This window comes from Shimia sp. (genome assembly GCF_049116215.1).
Lineage (GTDB): Bacteria > Pseudomonadota > Alphaproteobacteria > Rhodobacterales > Rhodobacteraceae > Shimia.
Genome location: NZ_JAGDZB010000002.1, coordinates 476,523 through 501,685, shown reverse-complemented (window position 1 = coordinate 501,685; position 25,163 = coordinate 476,523). Strand labels below are relative to the sequence as shown.

Here is a 25,163-nt window from a genome sequence, read left to right as displayed (position 1 = left end):
TGGCCATATCCTGCGGATAGCAAGTCAGGAGAACGCTATGAGTTGGAACCCAGCCTTAGAGCCAACATTGCCAGATGCCACCGCTCTGGAGGCGATTGAGACGGTCATTGTGCCACGCTCACGCGACCTGGGCGGCTTTTCGGTGCGGCGGGCCTTACCTGCACCCAAGCGGCAGATGGTGGGGCCGTTTATCTTCTTCGATCAGGCGGGACCGGCAGAGTTTTTGACCGGGCAAGGCATTGATGTGCGACCCCATCCGCATATCGGGTTGGGGACGGTGACCTACCTGTATCGCGGTGAGTTTGAGCATCGCGACAGTCTGGGCACGCATCAGATGATTTATCCTGGTGAAGTGAACTGGATGGTGGCGGGCAATGGCGTGACCCATTCGGAGCGCACATCGGAGGCGACGCGCAAGGCGCCGAGTTCGCTGTTTGGCATTCAGACCTGGATTGCCTTGCCAGAGGCGCGTGAGGATGATCCGGCGGCGTTTGAACATCACGGCAAAGACGCGCTTCCGTTTTTGGAAGGCGAAGGCAAAGAGGTGCGGTTGATCCTTGGGGACGCCTGGGGGGAGCGCGCGCCGGTGAACATGATGTCAGAGACGTTTTATGCGGATGTAGCCTTGCAGGCCGGGGCAAAGCTGCCAATGCCGGACAACCATGAAGATCGCGGATTGTATGTGGTGGATGGTGCCGTGGAGATTGCTGGCGATGTGTTTGAGCCGGGGCGTATGGTGGTGTTTCGGCCCGGAGATGCGATCACAGTGACGGCAGGACCGCAGGGTGCACGGTTGATGGCGCTGGGTGGGGAGACCATGAATGGGCCGCGCTATATTTCGTGGAACTTTGTCAGCTCCAGCAAGGAGAAGATCCAAGCCGCCAAAGCCGATTGGGCGGCGGGGGATTGGGCGCATGGGCGGTTTCAATTGCCGCCGGGGGACGATGAGGAGTTTATTCCTTTGCCGGACAGGATGCTGTGACGCCGCGACAAAATTTTGCTTAACAGGTTTCCTACCTCGACACTGCCGCCAGGTCATGGCTATGTGGCGGCATGACGGATGAAAGTGCCAGTTCCCCTGTGATGGGCGTGTTTTGGATGCTGGTCACGGGCTTGTGCTTTGTGGCGGTGACCGCGCTTGTGAAAATGGTAGGCACGCGGCTGCCTGCGTCAGAAACAGCGTTTTTGCGGTATGCGCTGGGCATTGTGTTCCTGATCCCGATGATCAAGCCCATTCTGGAGGCCAAGCTCACCAAGCGGCAAGTTGGCCTGTTCAGCCTGCGCGGTGTCTTGCACACCGGCGCGGTGGTGGCGTGGTTCTTTGCCATGGCGCGCATCCCCATCGCCGAGGTTACGGCGATGAACTATCTGTCACCAGTTTACGTGACCATTGGCGCGGCGTTGTTTCTGGGCGAAAAGCTGGCGTTTCGGCGGATTGCGGCGGTGGTTGTGGCGCTGATTGGTGTGACGATCATTTTGCGCCCGGGCTTTCGTGAGTTGAGCCCGGGGCATTTTGCCATGCTGTTCACGGCGCTGGGCTTTGCTGGTGGATATCTCATTGCCAAACGGTTGAGCGAAGAGGTGAGCCCCACGGTAGTTGTGGGGATGTTGTCCGTGACGGTGACCATTGGTTTGGCGCCCTTGGCGCTTTCGGTGTGGGTCACTCCGACGTTGGAGGAGTTGGTGATCTTGTTTGGCGTGGCCTGTTTTGCCACCGCTGGGCACTACACGATGACCTTGGCGTTCAAGGCCGCGCCGGTGACGGTGACGCAGCCGGTGAGCTTTTTGCAGATGGTCTGGGCGGTATTGCTTGGCTGGATTGGATTTGGCGAGCAGCCGGATGTCTGGGTGCTGGTCGGCGCACTGATCATCATTGGTGCGATCAGCTTTATCACCTGGCGTGAGGCGATGTTGAAACGACGTCAGATCACGCCGCTGGTGGGGCAGACCAAACTCTGAGGTTTGCCTCAGCGCCCTAAGTGCGCCTATCCTGAGGGAAATCGGGAGGGGGACACTATGAAATCAACTTTCTGGATGGTCGGGATTGCGGCGGCGGTGACGCTGCCGGTGGCCGCGTGGGCGGGGCTGGAGATTTGCAACGAGGCTGGGTTCTCGCAAAGTGTGGCGGTGGCGTACAAAGATGGCGATGCTTATCGATCCCGCGGGTGGTGGAACCTTGATCCGGGCGAGTGCGAAACGCCGGTCACAGGTGATCTGAAGCGGCGGTTTTACTACGTTTTTGCCACCGCGCGCGGCTATGAGTTTGATCCGGCGGAGCAGTATAGTTTTTGCACCGAGCTCTCTGGTTTCTCGATTGTCGGGGACGAGGATTGCGCGGCGCGTGGGTACGAAAAGTCCATGTTTGCCAAGATCGACACCGGCAAGACAGCCAAAGACTATCGGTTGAATATCAAGGCCGGGATTTTCACGGCGTTGGAGACGGGGGGCGCAGGTGGTGCGACCACAACGCCGCCTGCTGAGATTGTGTACACGACGGAGTTCGAAGCACAGCGAATTTTGCCGCTCTATATGCCGATGGAGAACTCCGGTTTTTTTGGGGAGCCGTTTTCGCAGGTCGGGATTTTTCAGGGCTGCGCCTATGAGTATGAGGACGCGTTTTGCAGTTTTCATGCGGAAGGCTGGAAGTACTACGTGAACTACGGCAACGGTACAGAGGATGCCTTGCTGGATGCATTGGAGTATTTGCCGGTGGGCACGCCGGTGGCTTTTGGCGGGGACATGATCAGCTATGGTGACATTACCGTGGATACGGTGATCCGCGAGGTGAGTTATTTTCCGGAGCTTGATCCCTATCAGCACATCCGTGAAGCGATGATGGGGATGTGGGTGGATCAGGGAGACCGGAATTCGCAAATCATGATCGAGGGAGCCGAGTGGACAGACATTTACGGTGGCGAGCAAATGGCGACATACTTTCTTCAAATCGCTGCGGGCTGTGATGCGGGGCCGGGCGGGCCGGTGTTGTTGCAGACCAACCCGGAGGATCGCGAGCCTTACTGCTATATGATCGACAGCGTCACCGATGAGGAGATGGTGCTCTTTTATTTCGGTAATCCGGAGCCCTTCGTTTATCGGCGATGATTTGTCGCGAAACGTCTTGAGCTTTTCTGGGTGGTGTTCCTAGGGTGTGGAAAACCGTCCAAGGAGCTTATGCATGTCCCGTCCCAACATCCTGATTTTTATGGTGGATCAGCTTAACGGGACGTTATTCCCGGACGGGCCTGCAGACTGGCTGCACGCGCCGAACCTGAAAAAGTTGGCCGCGCGGTCGACGCGGTTTCAAAACGCCTATACCGCCAGCCCGTTGTGTGCGCCGGGGCGGGCGGCGTTTATGTCGGGGCAGTTGCCCAGTGGGACAGGGGTTTATGACAATGCGGCGGAGTTTGCCTCCTCCATTCCAACTTACGCGCACCATCTGCGGCGGGCGGGGTATCAGACTTGCTTGTCCGGCAAGATGCATTTTGTTGGGCCAGATCAGTTGCATGGCTTTGAGGAGCGGCTAACAACGGACATCTACCCGCCGGATTTTGGTTGGACGCCGGATTACCGCAAACCGGGCGAGCGCATTGAGTGGTGGTATCACAATATGGGCAGCGTGACCGGTGCAGGCGTGGCCGAGATTTCCAACCAGATGGAGTATGATGACGAGGTGGCCTATCACGCCACGCGCAAGGTCTATGACTTGGGGCGCGGCAATGATGACCGGCCTTGGTGTCTGACCGTGAGTTTCACCCACCCGCATGATCCCTATGTGGCGCGCAAGAAGTACTGGGATTTGTATGAGGAGTGTGAGCACCTGCTGCCGGAGGTGGGGGCCATTCCGTATGAAGAGCAGGATGCGCATTCCAAACGCATTTTTGACGCCAATGACTGGCGCAGCTTTGACATCACCGAAGAGGACATTCGCCGCTCCCGCCGCGCCTATTTTGCCAACATCAGCTATCTGGATGACAAGATCGGCGAGGTGATGGAGGCGCTGGAATCCACGCGGCAAGAGGCCGTTATCCTGTTTGTGAGTGACCATGGCGATATGCTGGGTGAGCGCGGGTTATGGTTCAAGATGAGCTTCTATGAGGGCTCCAGCCGCGTGCCGATGATGGTGGCGGCTCCGAATATGGAACCCGGTTTGGTGACTACACCGGTGAGCAACATCGATGTGTGTCCAACGCTGTGCGAATTGGCAGGCGTGAGCATGGAGGAAGTCATGCCCTGGACCACCGGCGAGAGCCTTGTGCATCTGGGGCAAGGTGGAGAGCGCGACACGCCGGTGGCGATGGAATATGCGGCGGAGGCGTCTTATGCGCCGATGGTGTCGCTGCGCTATGGCAAGTGGAAGTACAACCGCTGTGCGCTGGACCCGGATCAGTTGTTTGATTTGGAGGCCGATCCGCATGAGTTGACCAATCTGGCGGAGGAACCCGCGCATCAGGGGACGGTGCAAAGCTTGCGGGCCAAGTCCGAGGCACGCTGGGATTTGGCGGCGTTTGACGCGGCGGTGCGGGAAAGTCAGGCACGGCGCTGGGTAGTCTACGAGGCGTTGCGCGAGGGCGGGTATTTCCCGTGGGATTACCAGCCGCTGCAAAAGGCTTCTGAACGCTATATGCGCAACCACATGGATCTGAATGTGGTGGAGGAAAACCAGCGCTTTCCGCGTGGGGAGTAGATCGCCACACGTGGGAGTAGATTGTTAAGGCTTCTCCGCTTAGGCTGCGCGATGTCTAAGGGGATAGAGATATGACATTGAAAACATTGATTTTGGTCAGTGCCGCAGGACTTTTGGGCACAGCGGCGGCGGCGCAGATGCTTGTAGACACCGGCATTGAGAGCGGCACCTTTGGCGAGCCGTTTGAAGGTATGGCGTTGGTGCAGGAATGCATTTTTGAGGAAGAAGTGCCGTATTGTCAGCTGTCCAGCAACGGCTTTGGCTATTGGATGAACTGGGGCGATCCGACACCCGGTTATGTGCTGGAGGCCATTGGCTCATTGAATGTGAATGATCCGGTGTGGATCCGCGCGGATGTGGTGAACATGGGTGATATGTCCGCCGAGGTGGCAGTGCTGTCCGTGCGGCATGACCCAGCGCTGGATCCTTTCGCTGAGATACGGGCGAATTTGCAGGGGCAATGGGTGTTTGCTGCGGACCCGGCGTATACTTCCTATGTGTCCGGTACCCATGTCACCGAGTATGTGAATAGCGATTTTTCTTCAGAGTATACCATGCAATTGGCGGACAGCTGTGAGAAATCCAACGGGCAAGGGCCGGTGATGGTTGCGCATATTGATCCTTGGAGCGAACCGCCCTGCATGATTATTGAAGCCGTCACCGCGGATAAGATGATCATGCAGTTGGCTGGAGGCGACGGCACGCTTTTCAAATACGTGCGACCTTAACGGGATCAGCTTTCAGTTTTCAACATGAGGTCCGCCACTTCGCGGGCCTCTTTACGTGCCTGGGCCGGGTTGAGGGGCGCGTCGGATTGTGCTGCTTCAAGCCACACGCCGTCCATATAGCATTGCAACGCTTCGCGCAGCGTTTCGCGTCGATCGTCAGAGACAAGTGCGCGCAACTCGGCGCGGAAGTGCGCGGTGACGCGCGCACGGTTGATGCGGTGCAGGCGTTGCAGGCTTTCCGCATAGGGCGCGTTGGCCCAAAATTGCATCCAGATCGAGCATTGTTCGTTGGTGAAGAGCCGGTCTGAAAAGTTGGCGTCTATCACCGCCATCAGCCGTTCGTGCGGGGTTTTGGCAGTGGCATAGCGTTCCAACATCGCTTGTTTGAGCAAGGTCAGCAGGCGGCGCATGGTCGCCTCCATCAGCTTTTCCTTGGAGCCAAAATAGTAGTTGATTGAGGCTGCGGAGGCGCCGGCTTCAGCGGCGATTTCTGCCATAGTGACAACGGCATAGCCTCGTTTGTGAACCGCCGTGATGGTGGCGTTGATCAACTCTTCATGTCGGATATCGCGGATACGTGTACGGCCCATGGCGCCACTTTAGCGAGATCGCAGGGAGGGGCAATGTTGTTGTATCAATAAAATTTTTAAATGGTCATTTAAAAAATAGGCGCGTGATGTTAGTTTGGTCGCCAGATTGAGAATCCGCGGCCCTTTGAGCGTGGCCGACACAGAGAAGGAACGCGCGATGCAGCTGCAACCAACGGCCAGCCACTTCATTAACGGGGCCTATGTGGAGGACACATCCGGCGCGCCGATTGAGATCGTCTATCCGGCGACCGGTGAGGTGATCGGCAAAGTGCATGCGGCGACGCCGGCGATCATCGATCAGGCGCTGGAGAGTGCGAAAGTAGGGCAGAAAGTCTGGGCGGCGATGACGGGGCGCGAACGTGGTCGCATCATGAGCCGGGCGGCGGCGATGATCATGGAACGCAATCATGAGCTTTCGGTGTTGGAGACCTATGACACCGGTAAGCCCTATCAGGAGACCATCGCGGTGGATGCGACTTCTGGCGCGGATGCATTGGAGTATTTTGGCGGCTTGGCGGGTAGCCTGACGGGAGAGCATATCCCGCTGGGCGAGGACTGGGTCTACACCGTGCGCGAGCCACTGGGTGTCTGTGTGGGCATCGGGGCGTGGAACTATCCGACCCAGATCGCCTGCTGGAAAGGGGCCCCAGCGCTGGCATGCGGCAATGCGATGGTGTTCAAGCCATCAGAAACGACACCGATGTGCGCCTTGAAAGTGGCCGAAATCCTGCATGAGGCCGGTGTGCCTGCGGGTGTCTACAACGTGATCCAAGGCTTGGGCGACGTCGGTGCGGCGCTGGTCAATGACCCGCGTGTGGACAAAGTGAGCCTGACTGGGTCGGTCCCGACCGGCAAGAAAGTCTACGCGGCGGCGGCCAGCCACATGAAACATGTGACCATGGAGTTGGGCGGGAAATCCCCGCTGATCATTTTTGACGATGCGGATGTCGAAAACGCTGTGGGCGGGGCCATTTTGGGCAACTTCTACAGTTCCGGTCAGGTGTGTTCCAACGGCACCCGGGTGTTTGTGCAGAAGGGCATCAAGGAGAAGTTCCTGGCCCGTCTGGCGGAACGTTTGGCCACAGCGGTGATTGGGGATCCACTGGATGAGGCAACCAGCTTTGGGCCGATGGTGTCTGAGCGCCAGATGGACATCGTGCTGGGATATATGGCCAAAGGCCAAGAGGAAGGCGCGCGACTGGTTTGCGGTGGCAAGCGCATGGACCGCGAGGGGTTCTTTCTGGAGCCAACGGTCTTTGCCGATGTGACCGATGACATGACCATCGCGCGGGAAGAGATTTTTGGCCCCGTGATGTCGGTGTTGGATTTTGACACCGAAGAAGAAGTGATCGCGCGGGCCAATGACACCGAATATGGCTTGTCGGCTGGCGTGTTTACGTCCGATTTGTCTCGTGGGCACCGTGTGATTGGCCAGCTGGAAGCGGGTAGTTGTTTCATCAACTCCTACAATGATGCGCCGGTAGAGGCACCGTTTGGCGGGGTGAAAAACTCTGGTGTGGGGCGTGAAAACTCCAAAGAAGCGATCAACCACTACAGTCAGGTGAAGTCGGTCTATGTGCGCATGGGCGACGTGGAAGCGCCTTACTAACCCTCCTTTTGGCGGCTCTGTCAGGAAGAACAAGATGCAGGCAGATTATGTGATTGTTGGCGCGGGCTCCGCTGGGTGCGCGATGGCGTACCGGCTGAGCGAGGCTGGTAAATCCGTGCTGGTGATTGAGCACGGCGGCTCTGATGCGGGACCGTTTATTCAGATGCCGGCGGCGCTGAGTTATCCGATGAATATGAGCCTGTATGACTGGGGCTACAAGACTTTGCCGGAGCCACATTTGGGTGGGCGGACGTTGGTGTGTCCGCGTGGCAAGGTGATTGGCGGGTCCAGCTCGATCAATGGCATGGTCTATGTGCGCGGGCACGCGGGAGATTATGACCATTGGGCCGAGAGCGGCGCTGAGGGTTGGTCTTATGCGGATGTGCTGCCGTATTTCAAACGTATGGAGAACTGGCACGAAAGCGGGCAGGGCGGTGATGCGGAATGGCGTGGCTCTGATGGACCGCTTCACATCAGTCGTGGCCCGCGCAACAACCCGCTCCATGGCGCCTTTGTCGAGGCGGGGCGGCAGGCAGGCTATCCGGTAACCGATGATTACAACGGACAGCAGCAAGAGGGCTTTGGCCCAATGGATATGACTGTCTACAAAGGTCAGCGTTGGTCGGCGGCAAATGCTTATCTGAAGCCCGCATTGAAGCGCGACAATTGTGACCTTGTGCGCGGGCTCGCGCGTAAAGTTATCATGGAAAACGGCCGCGCTGTCGGCGTGGAAATCGAGCGAGGCGGGCAGGTTCAAGTGATCCGTGCCAATGCTGAGGTGATCCTCGCCGCCAGCTCTCTGAATTCGCCGAAGTTGCTGATGTTGTCCGGCATTGGGCCGGGCGCACATCTGGCGGAGCATGGCATTGAGGTGGTCGCGGATCGTGCGGGTGTAGGGCAGAACCTGCAGGACCACCTTGAGGTCTATATGCAGATGGCCAGTAAGCAGCCGATCACACTCTACAAATACTGGAACTTGCTTGGCAAAGGCCTGATAGGAGCGCAGTGGCTGTTCACCAAAACCGGGCTTGGTGCCTCTAACCAGTTTGAAACTGCTGGGTTTATTCGCTCTCGCGAGGGGATTTCCTACCCCGATATTCAGTATCATTTCCTACCGATTGCCGTGCGTTATGACGGACAAGCGGCAGCCGAAGGGCATGGTTTTCAGGCGCATGTGGGGCCGATGCGGTCACCCTCGCGCGGCGAGGTGACCCTGCAATCAGCCGATCCGCAGGCCGCGCCCAACATTTTCTTCAATTACATGTCGACAGAGCAGGACTGGGAAGACTTCCGCGCCTGTATCCGCCTGACACGGGAGATTTTTGCGCAAGAGGCAATGCAGCCGTTTGTGAAAAGTGAGATCCAGCCCGGGGCGGATTTGCAGACCGATGACGAGATCGACAGCTTCATTCGCGAGCACGCGGAGAGCGCCTATCATCCCTGTGGCACCTGTAAGATGGGCAGCGTGAATGATCCCAATGCCGTTGTGGATAGCGAGTGCCGTGTGATTGGGGTTGATGGTTTGCGCGTAGCGGACAGTTCGATTTTCCCGCGCATCACCAATGGCAACCTCAATGGGCCGTCGATCATGACCGGCGAGAAGGCGTCCGATCACATTTTGGGGCGGCGGCTGGCGTCGTCTAATGCGGAACCGTGGTTTGCGACCGATTGGGAAAATACACAGCGCTGATGCGTGTTTTTGAATGTGACTTGATCCGCGTCAAAGTGGGGAGGCATGTGGCTGACGTAGGGTGTGTGCGACCTTAAAAGCAGGAGCGTAAACATGGCGAACACCCCACACGAGCTGGCCGCAGAATTCCCTGAATTTGTTGAGAAAATGCATGAGCTGAAGGTCAGCGATAAGCATTTCTCAAAGCTGGCGGCAGACTATCACGAACTGAACCGCAAGGTGCATGCGGCCGAGACCAATGTGGCACCGCGTGAGGAACTGGCGGAAGTGGATCTGCGCAAGCGTCGCGGGGCGCTGAAAGATGAGATCTACGCTTATCTCAAAGCAAACTGATTGATGAATCTGGTCAGTTTTGGCCAGGTGTCGGTGCGCCACAGGCCGGTGTGACCTGCGCCGGGGGCTTCGACAAATTCTTTCTGATTGGTTGGGGCGGCAGCGAAAATCTGTCGCCCCATGTCTATAGGAATGAGCGCGTCTTCGGTGCCATGCAGGATCAGAAGCGGCAGGATGACGGCCTCGGCGCGAGACAGGCTGTCCCATTGATTTGACAGGTGTTTTGTGAAGCCGCCGTTGCCAGGGTAGTGGTGCGCGGCCATGGCCTTAAGCGAGGTGTAGGGCGCTTCCAGTAGGATAGCGTCGGGTGTGATGCCCGCCTCCAGAGCGCCCAAGGTAACGGCGGCGCCGATACTCTCGCCGTAGATTACCACAGGGGCCTGTAAGGGGTGCACAATGCTGTCGTAGATTGCCACTGTGTCGTGGACGATTGCGGCCTCTTGCGGGGTGCCTGTGCTGCCGGAATAACCGCGATAGGCGGGGGCGACGAGGCCGTAGCCGCGTTGAAGCAGCAGGTCGAACCGCGACGCACGGTTGGCGAGATTTCCTGCGTTTCCATGCAGATAGAAGATCACCGGCTTGCCGGGCGCGGGTGGCGCGGTCCAGACGATCAGCTCTTGGCCGTCGTGATGGGCAACCTCTTCGGTCACGGCTGGGAGGTTGGCGTCGGCGGGGGAGACGCGGGTGTCGTCCAGCGGGTAGATCATCAACCGCTCCAGCAGCGGCGCGGCGGCGATCAGCACAAAGGCAAAGACCACGCTAAAGGCGCCGAGCCGGAACAGGAATTGCGCCAGTCTAACCCACATCGTAGGGCAACACGCCACGGGCGTTTTCATTGATGGTCAGGCGGCGTTCCAGCGGCGGCACGGAGCGCTGATGGCAGTGGGTGCGTTCACAGATTCGGCAGGAAATGCCAATTGGTTCAAAGGCCTGCGGGTTGTCGAGTTCCATGTGGTCCGCGTAAACCAGTGCGTCGGCGTGGCGGATTTCGCAACCCAAAGCGATGGCGTAGCGGCGCACGGGGGCGCCAAAGTGGCCGCCGGATTTGGAGACGTCGCGGGCCAAGGAGATGTAGCGGACGCCGTCCGGGGTTTCGGCCAATTGGCGCAGGAAGCGGCCCGGTGTTTCAAACGCACGGTGTACGTTCCAGAGCGGGCAGGCACCGCCGAAACGGGCAAATTGCAGGCGTGTGGCGGAGTGGCGTTTGGTGATTGTTCCAGCCTGATCAACGCGCACAAAGAAGAAGGGAATCCCTTTGTTTCCAGGGCGTTGTAGGGTTGAGAGCCGGTGTGCGACTTGCTCGATGGAGGCGCCAAAACGGTTGGAGAGCAGTTCCAAGTCGTGGCGGGTTTCGCGGGCGGTTTGCAGGAAAGTGCCGTATGGCATGAGCGCCGCGCCGGCGTAGTAGTTGGCGAGGCCGATTTTTGCGATGGAGCGGGCCGCGTCTGATTGGAAGCGAGCGAAGTCCAATGTGGCCTCCAAAAGCTTCCCATTTTGCAGCAAGGCAACCTGCAGAAGGAGTTGAAATGTTTGAGTTTCTGGCTGGGCGTAGCGGGAGATTTGCAGGCGTTGGTGTTCGGCATCGTAGTGGCGCAGCTGATCGATGTCGGTGAAGGCGACGGTGATCCCGGACTCCTTGAGAGTTGCGAGGGCTGCGGCGCGGATTCCGCCGTGCTCAACAGCGCCTTGGGCGAAGCGTTCGGCGGCGTGGTCGACGGCGTCTATGTAGTTGTCACAGTAGTGAAAAAAGTCCCTGACCTCGTCCCAGGGGCTGGCCTGCATTTGCACATCCTGGCGACCCAAAGCCTCGTCCAGCGAGGCGAGGCGTTCGTGGGTTTGGCGGTAGGCGCGGTGCAGTTCCAGAAAGGCACGGGCCAAGGCAGGTGCGTTGGAGGCGGTGAGGCGGAGATCTGCCAGTGGGGCAGAGGTTTCAGCAAGGACCGGATCGGCCAGGGCTTCGCGCATGTCAGAGACCAGACGCTCGCTGTCTCCTGTGCTTAACTCTGTGACATCTAAGCCAAATTCTTGTGCCAGAGCCAAAACAACCGTGGTGGACACCGGGCGGTTGTTGTTCTCCATCTGGTTCAAATAGGGCAGGGAGACCCCAAGTTTTTGGGCAAAATCCTTCTGCGTCAGCGTGAGCCGTGTGCGGATTTCGCGTAATTTGGCGCCTGCGTAGAGCTTCTGCGTGGGCATGCGACTCCTCCCGATTGCATAGCTGCAAAGATAGCTTTGCAAAGTCGCGGGCGCCAGAGGGCAAAATGGGCTGCGGCGTTTGGTCGTTAACCGGGCAAAATGCCGGCAATTTTCACGTCGGTATATTGTCTGTATTGCGGCTGTTTTGCGGAGGTGGGGTTTGGTGTCGCGCAAGTGTTAACTGCGCGACATTAGATCAGACGCCGATGTACTTCTCGCGACGCACCACCATAACGATCGATGTCACGCCAAGAACAGACGTGGCAAGCATCAGCCACAGCAGTGGGAAGGCCCCAGTTTCCGGTGTGAGCAGGGCGCCTGCGAGGGCAGATAGCGCTGCGCCGCCGCCAATCATGATGGCGCCCGACAGGCCGGAAGCGGTCCCTGCGAGGTGGGGGCGTACGGACAAGGCGCCAGCGGTGGCGTTGGGGATGGCGAGGCCGTTGCCGATGCCAACAAAGGTCATAAAGCCAAAGAAGATTTCGGCGGAGCCAAAGCCCATGGCGAAGAGTGATAGGGAGGCGGCAACCCCAAGCCCACAGATGGTACAGCCCATGGTGACCATGCGGTTGATGCCGACGCGGGCGGAGTAGCGGCCAGAAAGGAAGTTGCCGATGAAGTAACCGACAGCAGGCGCGCCGAAATAGATGCCCATTTGAGCTGCGCTCATGCCGAAGAGTTCGGTGGCCACAAAGGGCGCACCGCCGAGATAGGCAAAGAAGGCACCGGAGGTAAAACAATTGGCCAAGGAGTAGCCCCAGAACCGCGGGCTGGTCAGAAGCTCGGGGTATTCGCGGAATTGCTGACCAAGTGTCAGGCCGCTGCTGGATTTGGTTTCACCCAGATCGCGGTAGGTCAGCCAGAAGATGGCAACGCCGGTGGCAAACAGCAGCCAGAAACTGGCCTGCCAGCCAAAGGCGCTGTCCAGCAGGCCGCCCAGGGCAGGGCCAAGCATTGGCACCACGGTCATACCCATGGTGACGTAGCCAATCATCGAGGCGGCCTCGTCCGCGGAGACCATGTCGCGCACCACGGCGCGGGACAGCACCATGGCGACAACCACAGCGGCTTGCAGCATGCGGAAAGTTAGGAAGATGGCGGCGTTTGGGGCGTAAATGCAGCCAAGCGTGGCGAGAAGGAAAATCAGAAGTCCCGCGAGGATCACCGGACGACGTCCCAGTTTATCGCTGATCGGGCCAACCACAATTTGCAGCACTGCGTTGACACCCAGGTAGACCGCAATGGAGAGTTGCATCACGCCATAGTCGGTGTCGAAATACTCGGTCATCGAGGGCAGGCTGGGCAAGAAGATGTTCATGCACAACGCAGAGACCCCGGCCAGCAGGATCAATGTGAAGATGTTTGGCGGTGTGGTTCGGTCGAGAAATTGACCACGGGCTAAGCTGCTCATGCGCTAAGAGGTAGGAGCGCGGTGTGCAAATGTCCATGGATGAATTTCAATTGTGAAGTATTTGCACATTTGCAATTCGCACCACATTGATTTTCTGGGGTTTGCAAATTTGCGGGAAAATTCTTTTGCGGGTGCAGCAATATGCGTATGCTCTCTCGCAAAGCTTTTGGGGGCAGTGTGTTTTGTACCTGCCCAAACCGACGAATGAGGGCCCCGCCATGAAAGACATTCTGCAACAGTTGGAAGAGCGCCGTGAAGTTGCCCGCTTGGGTGGTGGACAGCGCCGCATCGATAGCCAACACGCCAAAGGCAAGCTGACCGCGCGTGAGCGGATCGAACTGCTGCTGGACGAAGGCAGCTTTGAAGAGTTTGACATGTTCAAGACTCACCGCTGCACCGAGTTTGGCATGGAAGAGCAGAAACCGGCGGGTGATGGTGTGATCACCGGTTGGGGCACAATTAATGGCCGTATGGTCTATGTGTTTTCCCAGGACTTCACCGTGTTTGGCGGCTCGCTGTCGGAAACCCACGCGCAGAAGATTTGCAAGATTCAAGACATGGCGATTCAAAACGGTGCCCCAATCATCGGTCTGAATGACTCTGGTGGCGCGCGTATTCAGGAAGGCGTCGACTCGCTGGCGGGCTATGCCGAGGTGTTCCAGCGCAACATTATGGCCTCCGGCGTGGTGCCGCAGATTTCGGTGATCATGGGCCCATGTGCCGGTGGCGCGGTGTATTCACCAGCGATGACTGACTTCATCTTTATGGTGAAAGACACCTCTTATATGTTTGTGACCGGTCCGGATGTTGTGAAAACCGTGACCAATGAGGTTGTGACCGCTGAGGAGCTAGGCGGGGCGTCGACCCACACCAAGAAGTCCTCGGTGGCCGATGGCGCGTTTGAGAATGACGTTGAAGCGCTGACCGAAGTGCGCCGTCTGGTGGATTTCCTACCGCTCAACAACCGCGAGAAACCGCCGGTGCGTCCGTTCTTTGATGAGCCGGGGCGGGTTGAGACCTCTCTGGACACATTGGTGCCGGAAAACGCCAACACCCCATACGATATGAAAGAGCTGATCGCCAAAGTGGCGGATGAGGGCGATTTCTACGAAATTCAGGAAGACTACGCCAAGAATATCCTGACCGGCTTTATCCGTTTGGAAGGCCAGACCGTGGGTGTGGTTGCGAACCAACCGATGGTGCTGGCGGGGTGTCTTGATATCGACAGCTCTCGCAAAGCGGCACGGTTTGTGCGCTTTTGTGACTGTTTTGAAATTCCAATTCTGACGCTGGTCGACGTGCCGGGCTTCTTGCCGGGCACCTCGCAGGAATACGGCGGCGTGATCAAACATGGCGCAAAACTGCTGTTTGCTTATGGCGAAGCCACGGTGCCAAAAGTGACCGTGATCACGCGGAAAGCTTATGGCGGCGCCTATGACGTGATGGCATCCAAGCACCTGCGTGGTGATTTCAACTACGCCTGGCCCACAGCGGAGATCGCGGTGATGGGGGCCAAAGGTGCGACTGAGATTATTCACCGGGCGGACCTTGGGGATGCGGAAAAAATTGCGGCCCATGCGCAGGACTATGAGGAGCGGTTTGCAACGCCATTTGTGGCGGCCGAACGTGGCTTTATTGATGAGGTGATCCAGCCAAAATCCACCCGTAAACGGGTGAGCCGGGCCTTTGCGAGCCTGCGCAACAAGAAGCTCGAGAACCCGTGGAAAAAGCACGACAACATTCCGCTGTGATGACCTATAGGTGGTTTCACTACCAATCCACCACAAGGAAGAATTGAATATGCGTACCCTTACCTTAGCCTCTTGCGTTTTGCTTGCGTTGCCCTTGGCGGCGCAGGCGCAGAGCTGTCGTGGTGTCCAGTCGCTTGATCTGGGCAACGGCACACAGGCTTGCGTTGTTAAGATCGAAGAAGGCGCGATCACGACAACTAAAACGCGGGATGATTATGCGAGTTCGCAAAAACACACGCGGGCGCAGCCGATGGTTGGCGCAACGATGACCGGACCGGTGCCGGCCAAGCGGGCCACGGTCAAAAAACAAATGCTGGCGATGTGCAAAGCGACGCAAGCCAAGGTGGCTGGGCAGTTTGCGGGCCGAAAATACAATCGTGTCATCTTGATCCAGGATTGGACCAAGGCGGGTGGCAAGGTTCAGTCTGGCTTTTCCTCTGACAAGTGCAAAGGGTTCCGGTTCTTTGCTGGTTAAAGCGACATATCACGTTGCTATTGGGGCTGCCGCAGGTGTGGCAGTCCTGGTACGGTGCGGCGGAGTTCCCAGCGGACGCTGGGCCACATGACCCGCGCTGGCCCGAATATTGCGGTGTACCCGCCCGTCGTTTCGGTGATCGCCCCTGTGGCGGCGATTGCGTTGGAGTGGCTGGTGCCGTTGGCGGTGTTGCCTGAAGCGGGTCGTTTGCTTCTTGTGGTGCCAGGCGTTGCGTTGCTGGGAGGCGCCGGATGGCTGGCGATGTCCGGCACGCGGGCCTTTCAAGAGGCGGGGACAAATGTCGATCCCAAGCAGCCTACTTTGAAGTTGGTGGGTACTGGACCGTATCGTTTCACACGCAACCCGATGTACCTTGGTATGGTGCTGTTGCAATTGGGGCTGGCGTTGACGTTTTCGCTGGATTGGGCGGTGCTTGGCGCGGTCGCGGTGCTTGTGCTGCTGCACTATGGCGTTGTGTTGCGGGAAGAGGCCTATCTGACGGATCTGTTTGGGCAGGACTATCAGGCGTTTCTTGCGCAAACCCGGAGGTGGCTATGAGCCGGAGCCGCTGGCATATCCAACGCGAGGGTGATGCACTGACCATGAGCCGCCGCTTGCCGGTGCGCTGGGACGTGGTGGCGGAGACGTCGCTGCCGGATGCGGGTTTGCTGCGCACGGCGCAACAGGTGCGGCAGGATATGTGGCGGGCGTTGCAGGATCTGCGCGGTTTTGCGCCCACCGTTGAGGTGCGGCGCGAGGCTGGGCGGCTTTACGTGAAAGCCGGCGGCGCGGTGGAAGGAGCCGTGGCGAAATCCCATGCGCAGGCCATCATTGCCGAGATTTTGGACTGTCCCGAGCGGCGGGCGCGGTGGCGGCAGTTTGCGCAACATCGGGTGGCGTCAGTATGAAATTTATGACGTCACGTAAGGCCTTGGCGCAAAAAACTTTCGCGTCTCGCACATTTTTTGCAGCTTTTAGAAAAGAACTGTGCAAGCGTGCGACTCAAGTTACGATATCCGCCGCGTTTGGAGGGGCCCTCTTGGGCGCGGCCACGGCCGGGGTTTTGGAGGAGACCCCGGTCGTGCCCTCAGGCAACGATCTCCATCTTCAGGAAATTCTGTACGAAACCCGCGTGGACGAGAGCCGCGTGGCGCGGTTTCGCTATGTCATGCCGCTGATCCGGCAGGGCGTGGAGTTCGCGGAGATCGAGCAAGACTTCTTTCACCTGTGCATTGGCGTCGCGGTGCCGTATCTCGCCATACAGGATGAAACAGTCGATCAGGTGATCATTTCCATGGCGGACAGAGAGACCACATTTGGCGAGGCCACACAGCTGGCCACGCAGTTTTTTGAAGCATTCAGCGTGCAGGACGGCACCTGTATCTGGGAGGGCTTTTGATGACACCACTAGATATTGTTAACACTCAGGCCAATGCGCATGACATTGCGACTTTGCGGTCACAGCGGATGAGCTTGGCCTCGTATCTGTATCTTTTTGCAGAGCATTTGCGTAATCTCCGCCCGTGTCCCCAACGTGGGGCACTGAGGCAGGCAGGGCAAATCCGCCCTGTTTGGACGTTAAACAATGAGTGGAGAACAAGATGTCCAAGAGCATCAAGACATTCCTCGCGATCGGCCTCGTGGCCATCGTGGCAGCCTGTGGTCAAGACGAGCCGCTGGAAGAATATGTTGTGGTCGACCCAGAGCCGATCTCTTCTGAGCCAACTTACACTGGCAAATACAAGTAAGGCTTCGCGCCTGACAGGTGGACAGGCCGCACGGCCTGTTCACACCCGCGCCACCCCCTCTCAGATCCGGAGGGCCGTGGCATGATCAAGCATCGCGGGTTCCCCGGACGTCTTCCGGGATCGGATTTCCAATTCACCATTCGTCGCGCCAACCCCAAAGGGGTCACGCCGATCACCCGCCGTGAGCGGTTCAAGGACCGCCGGCCAGCGGATCGACGCGCGGACGCGGGCTTTATGGCGGCGTTGTGGGAATGCTTCGGCGACCAGCCGTTTGAGCGGGGCAATCTGGATGCCGGCCGGTTGAGCTGGCTGTTTGGCCGTGAAGTTGTGGCAGTTGAAGAGGATTTTGATCCGGAGGACTATGAGGCGCTGCTGGTCATTGACGAAGCTGTGGCGCGGATTTCCTTCCCCGACGCATTTGAGGATGACTGGGCGTAATGTTGCCGATGCCACGACATAATGGGCAAGCCATTGCCCAAAGCGGAGCAGAGGCAAAATTGTCCCTGTTTTCCGTGGTTTGCCGTGGCAAGGTCACTGTGATGGAGTGGGGCGTTGTCGCGCATCGCTCCTGTAACAGTGTATTCCGTTACCCTTCCCCTTTCGGGTGGTCCTGTGTTGTCCCTTCAGGATCACCCGTTTTTTCTGCGGCGCTTGCGCGTCCGGTGAAAACGGGTGAGATTGTGGGCACACTCACAGCACAGGTGGACATAAGATCCGCCAACAGACCCGTCACGGGAAGAGGCACAGACACATGCGTATCACAGCAGCAGTTTCCATCATTGCGCTCCTTGGGCTCTCGGCATGCGGCCGGACCATGGGCGAGCAGGCGCTTATTGGCGCGGGCGCAGGCACCGTTGCGGCAGCGGCCGTTGGTGGCAGCCTGGCAGCCGGCGCAATTGTCGGCGGCGCGGCCAACACGATCTATTGTCAAGAATTCGCCACCAGCTGCTGAGCGTCATTTCGCGCCGCAGGGTGATTTGAATTGTCCGGCTGAACTTCAGCCGGTTCCGAACCCAAAGCCATCGACGTGCGCAAGCGCGGCGGTGGCTTTTTTGTTGCCTATGCCAGCTGCTGTCGCGGCTCGCGAAGACCAAGAAGGACGATAAGATGTTCGACAAGATCCTGATTGCCAACCGGGGCGAGATTGCCTGCCGTGTGATCAAGTCTGCCCAGAAAATGGGTATCAAGACTGTGGCGATTTACTCTGACGCCGACAAGCAGGCGCTGCATGTGCAGATGGCAGATGAAGCCATTCACATCGGCCCGCCGCCAGCGAACCAGTCCTACATCGTGATCGACAAGGTTATGGACGCCATCAAACAGTCCGGCGCACAGGCCGTGCACCCGGGCTATGGCTTCCTCTCGGAGAACGCCAAGTTTGCCGAGGCGCTTGAGGCGGCTGGGGTGGCCTTTGTTGGCCCGCCTAAAGGCGCGATTGAAAGCATGGGGGACAAGATCACCTCCAAGAAGATTGCGCAGGAGGCCAATGTCTCCACCGTGCCGGGCTATATGGGGCTGATCGAAGATGCGGATGAAGCCGTGAAGATCTCCAACGAGGTTGGCTATCCGGTGATGATCAAAGCCTCCGCCGGTGGCGGTGGTAAAGGCATGCGCATTGCCTGGAACGATCAGGAAGCGCGCGAAGGGTTCCAATCCTCCAAGAACGAAGCGGCCAACAGCTTTGGTGATGACCGCATCTTCATCGAGAAATTTGTAACCCAGCCACGTCACATTGAAATTCAGGTGCTGTGTGACGCCCATGGCAATGGCGTGTATCTGGGTGAGCGGGAATGTTCGATCCAGCGCCGGAACCAGAAAGTTGTCGAGGAAGCGCCAAGCCCGTTTTTGGATGAAGCCACCCGCAAAGCGATGGGCGAGCAGTCTGTCGCGCTGGCCAAAGCGGTGGGTTATGCCTCTGCTGGGACCGTGGAATTCATCGTTGATGGCGACAAGAACTTCTATTTCCTGGAGATGAACACCCGTTTGCAGGTGGAACACCCTGTGACCGAGCTGATCACCGGTGTCGATCTTGTGGAGCAGATGATCCGTGTGGCCAATGGTGAGCCGCTGAGCATCACGCAGGATGACGTGAAGTTGCAGGGCTGGGCGATTGAAAACCGTCTTTATGCGGAAGACCCTTACCGGAACTTCCTGCCGTCGATTGGCCGTCTGACGCGTTACCGTCCACCAGCCGAGACCAAAGCCTACACCCCAGGCACCGCGCCGGGTGATGCGGGTGATGTGGTCGTGCGCAACGACACCGGCGTCTATGAAGGCGGCGAGATCAGCATGTACTATGACCCGATGATCGCAAAGCTCTGCACCTGGGCGCCAACCCGTGACAAAGCGATTGAGGCGATGCGTGTGGCGCTGGACAGCTTTGAGGTTGAGGGTATTGGCCACAACCTGCCGTTCCTGAGCGCGGTGATGGATCACCCGATTTTTGCGAAAGGTGACATGACCACTGCCTTTATCGAAGAGCAGTATCCGGATGGGTTTGAAGGTGTGGATCTGCCGGAAGACCAATTGAAGCGTGTGGCGGCAGCGGCGGCAGCGATGTACCGCGTGGCGGAAATCCGTCGTACCCGCGTATCGGGCCGGATGGACAACCACGAGCGCCGTGTGGGCAAGAAGTGGGTTGTGAGCGCACAGGGTCAGGATTTCGCCGTGAAGGTGAAGGCTGACAAAAAAGGCTCCACCATCAAGTTTGAGGACGGCAGCAAGCTGCGCGTGTCCTCGGATTGGACACCGGGGGATCAGCTCGCAACTTTGAAAGTTGGCGGTGAGAAGCTTGTCCTGAAGGTGGGCAAGGTGCCAAGCGGCTTCCGGTTGCGCACGCGTGGTGCGGATATGGTCGTCAATGTGCGTACGCCACGTCAGGCGGAATTGGCCAAGCTGATGCCGGAGAAGATTGCGCCCGATACCTCCAAGCTGTTGCTCTGCCCAATGCCGGGTCTGATCGTGAAGGTCGACGTGGAAGTGGGCGATGAGGTGCAGGAAGGCCAAGCGCTCTGCACCGTGGAAGCCATGAAGATGGAAAACATCTTGCGCGCAGAGAAAACCACTGTGGTCACAAAGATCAACGCGGCGGCGGGTGACAGCCTCGCGGTGGACGATGTGATCATGGAGTTTGAATAACGCCTGAGACCTTGTGGCCCGGTCATTGACCGGGCAGCCCCCGACTTCCCGAATGGTCGGGGGCATTATTCCCACCTGCGGCCGTGGGCTGCCCCGAATTGGTATTTGCCATGCCTGATAGCAAGCTAGCCATCTCCAAAACGACAAACATCGGCCCGTTTGGGGTTGGCCGTCTGGCGTATGGCTGTTGGCGTTTCTCCGGCAGCACGGTTGCGGATGCGACAGCAAAGATTGAGGCGGCGCTGGAGATTGGGGCCAACCTGGTCGACACAGCTGCGATCTATGGTTTTGGCGCAGAAGGGTTTGGCGGGGCTGAAGCGGTTTTGGGGGAGGTTTATGCGGCCAATGCGGGATTGCGCGACAAGACCGTGCTGGTCACCAAAGGTGGGATTCATCCGCCGGTGCCGTATGACAGCCGCGCGTCCAACCTGATTGCGAGTTGCGAGGGTTCACTCGCGCGGCTCAAGAGCGACGTGATCGACGTATTCCTGATCCATCGGCCAGATCTTTTGGCCTCTTATGACGAGGTCGCTGACGCGTTGACGCAGCTTCGGGCGGCCGGGAAGATCCGGGAAGCCGGTGTGAGCAACTTTAGCCACACCCAAATCCGGGCGTTGCAGAGCAAGTTAGATTTCCCGCTGGTGGCCAATCAGCCAGAGTTTTCACCGCTGGCCATCGCGCCGTTAGAAGATGGCACATTGGATATTGCGCAGGAGTTGAACCTTGCCACTATGGCCTGGTCACCTCTGGGAGGCGGGCGTTTGACCGCGACCCATCAGCCGGAAGCCGGTACGCAGGAAGCGCGGGTGTTGTCTGTGCTCGACAGCATTGCCACGCGGGAAGACGTGGGGGTGGATCATGTCGCGCTGGCTTGGGTTCTGGCGCATCCGGCGGTGAGCATGGCGCTGATTGGCACGCAGAATGTGGATCGGATCACAGACAGTGCCAAAGCCTATAACGTGACGTTGAGCCGTCAGGATTGGTACGACGTATTGGTGGCAGCACGTGGGGTGCCGATGCCGTGAGGCAGCGCGGGCGACATATCACGGCTTGTGTCGGCGCCTATGGTTGGCGACGGTCGCGGATTTCCTGCTGCCGCAGCGGGTTTTTGTCGATCGAGGCCGAGAGCTCGCGCACTGTCCAGGGCTCCGGTTTGCGCAGGTACACAATGCCGTCTTTGCCCACCAAGGCCATCATGAAGCCGCGCGGGCGCAGCCGTTTGCGCAGCGCGGATTTGGCCGCCGGGTCGGTGTCCGTGAGCACCACCACGTCGCGTTCGATCAGTTCTTCGGGCAAGGCCTCGATCAGCTCGATCTGTCTGATAAACCGCGGGTCACGGTCGGTGTCGGCAAAGACCACAACCAAGCGGTTTAACCAGAGGTATTCCTCCAAGGTGGCATTGAGGCCAGATTGTATTAATTCCGGTGCATTTTCTGCCACGGTTTCTACAGTGGTTGGGGCGTCTTCTGAGGTGGATTCAGTGGCTTGTGCGGCGGCGCCGGAGGCAGCCAGAAAACCTGTCAGAACAAAGGCTAAGCGGTGTGTCATCGTCTCTCCTGTTCTGACCAATATAGGGGGTGTTTCTGGCAATACGAACCCCTTTGGTAAAGTCGGTCAAATTTTAACGCCGATTAACAGCATTTGCACGGGTGGTGGGGCATGATGACGGCCCTTGTATATCCGGCCAGCCTTGAGGGTGTGGCCCTCAAAAAGGTGCGCAAAGCCATGGACGTCATCCTACATGTCGGGGCCCATCTGAGTGGGGTTTCCACGCTCGCCAGCTATCTCAACCGCAACCGCCGTCCACTAGAGGCGCACGGCCTTAAGGTCTGGACACCAGAGATCACCCGCAAAGGGCTGTTTGACGGGCTGACGCTAAAGTCTGGCCTGGACGGCGTGGCGCGACGTCGGGCGCGTGGGGCAGGGCGGGTGCAGCTGCGCTGTGCCATGTTGGAGCGCGAGAGTGTGCGCGAGTTGTTGGTGCTGGAACCCAATATGCTCGGCGCCATGGAGAGCAACATCGCCAGCGAGCGGCTTTATCCGGCGGCGGGAGAGCGGGTGGCGCGTATGGTGCATGCCTTTGGCGGGCGAGTGAAGCGGGTTGTACTGGGGATGCGGGCGTTGGAAGATTACTGGGGCGGGGCGATGGCGCATGCGTTGCAGATGGGCGCGGATGTGCCGAATGAGGCGACAATGGATCGCTTGGTCACGCAGCCCCGCAGTTGGCGCAAGGTGGTGCAGGACGTGGCCTGTGCGGCGCCGGATGCGGAAATCCTGGTGCTGCCATACGAGCGGCTGGGCGAACAGCCGGCGCGGGTTGTGGAATATGCGGTCAGCGGGCGGTTTGGCGCGCCAACCAATTTCCGCGTCAGCGGCCTGTCGCATGTGCCGGAGCTGCCGGAGTTGCGTGACGTTCTGACGGATCGCGGGTTGGACCACAGAAGCCTGCCCGATGGCACCGAGCGCTGGCATCCGTTCAGCGCCTTTCAAGTTGATATTTTACGCGAGATTTACGTTGAGGATTTGGCCTGGCTGCGCGCCGGGGCGGATGGTTTGGCGTTTCTCATCGAAGAAAACGGGACCAGCACGGCGCAACACGCCGGGCGTTTTGGCTCCTAACGAACACAGACGAGGATGACACCAATGACGGACACCAAGAAATGGGCCGAACTGGCAGAGAAAGAGCTGCGCGGGAAGCCGCTTGAGGATCTGACCTGGAAGACGCTGGAAGGCATCGACGTCAAGCCGCTCTACACGGCGGAGGACACCGAGGGGCTGGGCCACATGGGCGGCGTACCCGGTGTGGGGCCGTTCACCCGGGGCCCAAAAGCCACCATGTATGCGGGCCGTCCCTGGACCATCCGTCAGTATGCGGGGTTCTCCACCGCAGAAGAATCCAACGCGTTTTACCGCCGCAACTTGGCCGCAGGTCAGCAAGGTGTCTCGGTGGCCTTCGATTTGGCGACGCACCGGGGCTATGACAGCGACCACGACCGTGTTGTGGGTGACGTTGGCAAAGCCGGGGTGGCGATCGACAGCGTTGAAGACATGAAAATCCTGTTTGATGGCATTCCGCTCGACAAAGTGTCGGTGTCGATGACCATGAACGGCGCGGTGATCCCGATTTTGGCAAACTTCATTGTGGCCGGCGAAGAGCAGGGCCATGACAAGAGCCTGCTGGCGGGCACCATTCAGAACGACATTCTGAAAGAGTTCATGGTGCGCAACACCTATATTTATCCGCCAGAGCCGTCGATGCGGATCATTTCCGACATCATTGAGTACACTTCCAATGAGATGCCGAAGTTCAACTCGATCTCGATTTCCGGCTATCACATGCAGGAAGCGGGCGCCAATTTGGTTCAGGAGCTGGCCTATACGTTGGCGGACGGGCGCGAGTATGTGCGGGCTGCGATGAACGCGGGCATGGATGTGGACAAGTTTGCCGGGCGCCTGAGCTTCTTCTTTGCGATTGGCATGAACTTCTTCATGGAAGCAGCCAAGCTGCGTGCAGCGCGGACGCTGTGGCACCGGGTGATGACCGAGTTTGGCGCCAAGAACGAGCGTTCCAAAATGCTGCGCACCCACTGTCAGACCTCTGGCGTGAGTTTGCAGGAGCAGGACCCGTACAACAACGTGATCCGCACCGCTTATGAGGCGATGTCTGCTGTTCTGGGCGGCACGCAGTCGCTGCACACCAACGCGCTGGACGAGGCGATTGCCTTGCCTACAGATTTCTCGGCCCGGATTGCGCGCAACACGCAGTTGATCCTGCAGGAAGAGACCGGCGTGACCAACGTGGTCGACCCATTGGCGGGCTCTTACTATGTGGAAGCGCTGACCGACGACTTGATCCAGAAGGCATGGGCGCTGATGGAAGAGGTTGAGGAGATGGGTGGCATGACCAAGGCGGTGGCCTCTGGCATGCCAAAGCTGCGCATTGAGGAAAGTGCTGCGACCCGTCAGGCGATGATCGACAAAGGCGACGAAGTCATTGTTGGCGTGAACAAATACCGCAAGGACAACGAAGACCCGATCGACATTCTGGACGTGGACAACGTGGCGGTGCGCGAAAGCCAGGTGGCGCGTTTGGCGCAGATCCGCGCGGATCGGGACAGCGAGGCCTGTGAGGCGGCATTGGCGAACCTGACCAAAGTGGCGAAGGAAGGCGGCAACCTGTTGGCGGCGGCTGTGGAAGCGGCGCGGGCGCGTGCCTCGGTAGGAGAAATCAGCATGGCAATGGAGAAGGAATTCGGCCGCCATCGGGCCGAGGTGAAGACATTGGCGGGCGTCTATGGCGCCGCGTATGAAGGCGACGAAGGCTTTGCGGCGATTCAGAAGTCCATCGAGGAGTTTGCCGAAGAAGAAGGCCGTCGTCCGCGTTTGCTGGTGGTGAAAATGGGCCAGGACGGGCATGATCGCGGCGCGAAGGTGATCGCGACAGCCTTTGCGGACATTGGGTTTGACGTCGATGTCGGCCCGCTGTTCCAGACCCCGGAAGAGGCGGCGCAGGACGCGGTGGACAACGACGTGCATGTCGTGGGGATTTCCTCACAAGCCGCGGGTCACAAGACCTTGGCGCCTCAGCTGATCGAAGCCCTGAAAGGCAAAGACGCGGAAGACATCATCGTGATCTGTGGCGGGGTGATCCCGCAGCAGGATTATGAATTCCTACAAAACGCTGGTGTGAAGGCGATCTTTGGGCCAGGCACCAATATTCCGGACGCGGCTCAGAACATTCTGCAGCTGATCCGCGACGCGCGGGCGTAAGGCATTGGGGGCTGTCTGCCCCCAAACCCCCGAGGATATT

Annotated in this window: 25 protein-coding genes; 20 read left to right on the top strand and 5 right to left on the bottom strand. The window is 58.7% G+C overall.

Going from position 1 to position 25,163, the window contains the following annotated elements:
• The first annotated feature begins 37 nt into the window (after nucleotides 1–37).
• The 5 genes from JXR15_RS08080 (at nucleotide 38) to JXR15_RS08060 (ending at nucleotide 5,412) form a co-directional block, all read left to right on the top strand.
• Entirely contained in the window at nucleotides 38–982 is a 945-nt protein-coding gene (locus JXR15_RS08080; protein WP_422052718.1) for a pirin family protein, read from the top strand.
• A gap of 71 nt (nucleotides 983–1,053) precedes the next feature.
• Nucleotides 1,054–1,959 (top strand): DMT family transporter, encoded by a 906-nt coding sequence (locus tag JXR15_RS08075; RefSeq protein ID WP_422052717.1) that lies wholly within the window; start codon nucleotides 1,054–1,056, stop codon nucleotides 1,957–1,959.
• Between the two features lie 57 nt (nucleotides 1,960–2,016).
• Nucleotides 2,017–3,102 (top strand): DUF1036 domain-containing protein, encoded by a 1,086-nt coding sequence (locus tag JXR15_RS08070; RefSeq protein ID WP_422052716.1) that lies wholly within the window; start codon nucleotides 2,017–2,019, stop codon nucleotides 3,100–3,102.
• 73 nt (nucleotides 3,103–3,175) lie between these two features.
• A complete protein-coding gene (gene betC / locus JXR15_RS08065) occupies nucleotides 3,176–4,684 on the top strand; it encodes a choline-sulfatase (protein WP_422052715.1) in 1,509 nt (502 codons plus the stop codon).
• A gap of 71 nt (nucleotides 4,685–4,755) precedes the next feature.
• Nucleotides 4,756–5,412, top strand: a complete 657-nt coding sequence (locus JXR15_RS08060; RefSeq protein WP_422052714.1) for a hypothetical protein — start codon at nucleotides 4,756–4,758, stop codon at nucleotides 5,410–5,412.
• Between the two features lie 5 nt (nucleotides 5,413–5,417).
• Here the strand turns inward: JXR15_RS08060 and betI are convergent, their stop codons facing one another.
• On the bottom strand, nucleotides 5,418–6,002 hold the full coding sequence (betI, locus tag JXR15_RS08055) for a choline-responsive transcriptional repressor BetI (RefSeq protein WP_422052713.1): 585 nt from the start codon (nucleotides 6,000–6,002) through the stop codon (nucleotides 5,418–5,420).
• Between the two features lie 157 nt (nucleotides 6,003–6,159).
• Between betI and betB the strand changes: the two genes are divergently transcribed.
• From betB to JXR15_RS08040, 3 genes are all read left to right on the top strand, one after another.
• Nucleotides 6,160–7,611 (top strand): betaine-aldehyde dehydrogenase, encoded by a 1,452-nt coding sequence (betB, locus tag JXR15_RS08050; RefSeq protein WP_422052712.1) that lies wholly within the window; start codon nucleotides 6,160–6,162, stop codon nucleotides 7,609–7,611.
• A 34-nt stretch (nucleotides 7,612–7,645) separates the two neighbouring features.
• Nucleotides 7,646–9,301: a choline dehydrogenase gene (gene betA, locus JXR15_RS08045; RefSeq protein WP_422052711.1), complete on the top strand. Its 1,656-nt coding sequence runs from the start codon at nucleotides 7,646–7,648 to the stop codon at nucleotides 9,299–9,301.
• 93 nt (nucleotides 9,302–9,394) lie between these two features.
• The gene (locus tag JXR15_RS08040; protein WP_422052710.1) at nucleotides 9,395–9,634 is read left to right on the top strand and encodes a YdcH family protein; all 240 of its coding nucleotides are present in this window, start codon (nucleotides 9,395–9,397) and stop codon (nucleotides 9,632–9,634) included.
• Here the strand turns inward: JXR15_RS08040 and JXR15_RS08035 are convergent.
• The 3 genes from JXR15_RS08035 to JXR15_RS08025 form a co-directional block, all read right to left on the bottom strand.
• Nucleotides 9,616–10,440 carry an alpha/beta hydrolase gene (locus JXR15_RS08035; protein ID WP_422052709.1) on the bottom strand — a complete coding sequence of 275 codons (825 nt, stop codon included), beginning with the start codon at nucleotides 10,438–10,440 and terminating at the stop codon, nucleotides 9,616–9,618. The genes JXR15_RS08040 and JXR15_RS08035 overlap by 19 nt on opposite strands.
• Nucleotides 10,430–11,830 carry a helix-turn-helix domain-containing protein gene (locus JXR15_RS08030; RefSeq protein ID WP_422052708.1) on the bottom strand — a complete coding sequence of 467 codons (1,401 nt, stop codon included), beginning with the start codon at nucleotides 11,828–11,830 and terminating at the stop codon, nucleotides 10,430–10,432. Before JXR15_RS08030 ends, JXR15_RS08035 begins: the two co-directional genes overlap by 11 nt.
• A gap of 196 nt (nucleotides 11,831–12,026) precedes the next feature.
• On the bottom strand, nucleotides 12,027–13,241 hold the full coding sequence (locus JXR15_RS08025; RefSeq protein ID WP_422052707.1) for a multidrug effflux MFS transporter: 1,215 nt from the start codon (nucleotides 13,239–13,241) through the stop codon (nucleotides 12,027–12,029).
• Nucleotides 13,242–13,459: 218 nt separating this feature from the next.
• On the opposite strand from JXR15_RS08025, the gene JXR15_RS08020 reads away from it, so the two are divergent.
• From JXR15_RS08020 to JXR15_RS07975, 10 genes are all read left to right on the top strand, one after another.
• Nucleotides 13,460–14,992: an acyl-CoA carboxylase subunit beta gene (locus JXR15_RS08020; protein WP_422052706.1), complete on the top strand. Its 1,533-nt coding sequence runs from the start codon at nucleotides 13,460–13,462 to the stop codon at nucleotides 14,990–14,992.
• A 49-nt stretch (nucleotides 14,993–15,041) separates the two neighbouring features.
• The gene (locus JXR15_RS08015; protein ID WP_422052705.1) at nucleotides 15,042–15,467 is read left to right on the top strand and encodes a hypothetical protein; all 426 of its coding nucleotides are present in this window, start codon (nucleotides 15,042–15,044) and stop codon (nucleotides 15,465–15,467) included.
• Nucleotides 15,468–15,554: 87 nt separating this feature from the next.
• Nucleotides 15,555–16,025: a methyltransferase family protein gene (locus JXR15_RS08010; RefSeq protein ID WP_422052704.1), complete on the top strand. Its 471-nt coding sequence runs from the start codon at nucleotides 15,555–15,557 to the stop codon at nucleotides 16,023–16,025.
• Nucleotides 16,022–16,375, top strand: a complete 354-nt coding sequence (locus tag JXR15_RS08005) for a hypothetical protein (protein WP_422052703.1) — start codon at nucleotides 16,022–16,024, stop codon at nucleotides 16,373–16,375. The genes JXR15_RS08010 and JXR15_RS08005 overlap by 4 nt, the downstream gene beginning before the upstream one ends.
• Entirely contained in the window at nucleotides 16,372–16,866 is a 495-nt protein-coding gene (locus tag JXR15_RS08000) for a DUF6497 family protein (RefSeq protein ID WP_422052702.1), read from the top strand. Before JXR15_RS08005 ends, JXR15_RS08000 begins: the two co-directional genes overlap by 4 nt.
• Nucleotides 16,867–17,068: 202 nt before the next feature.
• On the top strand, nucleotides 17,069–17,215 hold the full coding sequence (locus JXR15_RS07995; RefSeq protein ID WP_283427643.1) for a hypothetical protein: 147 nt from the start codon (nucleotides 17,069–17,071) through the stop codon (nucleotides 17,213–17,215).
• 81 nt (nucleotides 17,216–17,296) lie between these two features.
• The gene (locus JXR15_RS07990; protein WP_422052701.1) at nucleotides 17,297–17,653 is read left to right on the top strand and encodes a hypothetical protein; all 357 of its coding nucleotides are present in this window, start codon (nucleotides 17,297–17,299) and stop codon (nucleotides 17,651–17,653) included.
• A 313-nt stretch (nucleotides 17,654–17,966) separates the two neighbouring features.
• Entirely contained in the window at nucleotides 17,967–18,167 is a 201-nt protein-coding gene (locus JXR15_RS07985) for a hypothetical protein (protein WP_299426274.1), read from the top strand.
• 155 nt (nucleotides 18,168–18,322) lie between these two features.
• Nucleotides 18,323–20,353 carry an acetyl-CoA carboxylase biotin carboxylase subunit gene (locus JXR15_RS07980; RefSeq protein ID WP_422052700.1) on the top strand — a complete coding sequence of 677 codons (2,031 nt, stop codon included), beginning with the start codon at nucleotides 18,323–18,325 and terminating at the stop codon, nucleotides 20,351–20,353.
• A gap of 110 nt (nucleotides 20,354–20,463) precedes the next feature.
• A complete protein-coding gene (locus JXR15_RS07975; RefSeq protein ID WP_422052699.1) occupies nucleotides 20,464–21,378 on the top strand; it encodes an aldo/keto reductase in 915 nt (304 codons plus the stop codon).
• Between the two features lie 37 nt (nucleotides 21,379–21,415).
• On the opposite strand, the gene JXR15_RS07970 is transcribed toward JXR15_RS07975, so the two are convergent.
• On the bottom strand, nucleotides 21,416–21,901 hold the full coding sequence (locus JXR15_RS07970; protein ID WP_422052698.1) for a DUF4174 domain-containing protein: 486 nt from the start codon (nucleotides 21,899–21,901) through the stop codon (nucleotides 21,416–21,418).
• A 111-nt stretch (nucleotides 21,902–22,012) separates the two neighbouring features.
• Between JXR15_RS07970 and JXR15_RS07965 the strand changes: the two genes are divergently transcribed.
• On the top strand, nucleotides 22,013–22,972 hold the full coding sequence (locus JXR15_RS07965) for a hypothetical protein (RefSeq protein WP_422052697.1): 960 nt from the start codon (nucleotides 22,013–22,015) through the stop codon (nucleotides 22,970–22,972).
• 24 nt (nucleotides 22,973–22,996) lie between these two features.
• Nucleotides 22,997–25,123, top strand: a complete 2,127-nt coding sequence (gene scpA, locus JXR15_RS07960) for a methylmalonyl-CoA mutase (RefSeq protein ID WP_422052696.1) — start codon at nucleotides 22,997–22,999, stop codon at nucleotides 25,121–25,123.
• The last annotated feature ends 40 nt before the right edge of the window (nucleotides 25,124–25,163 follow it).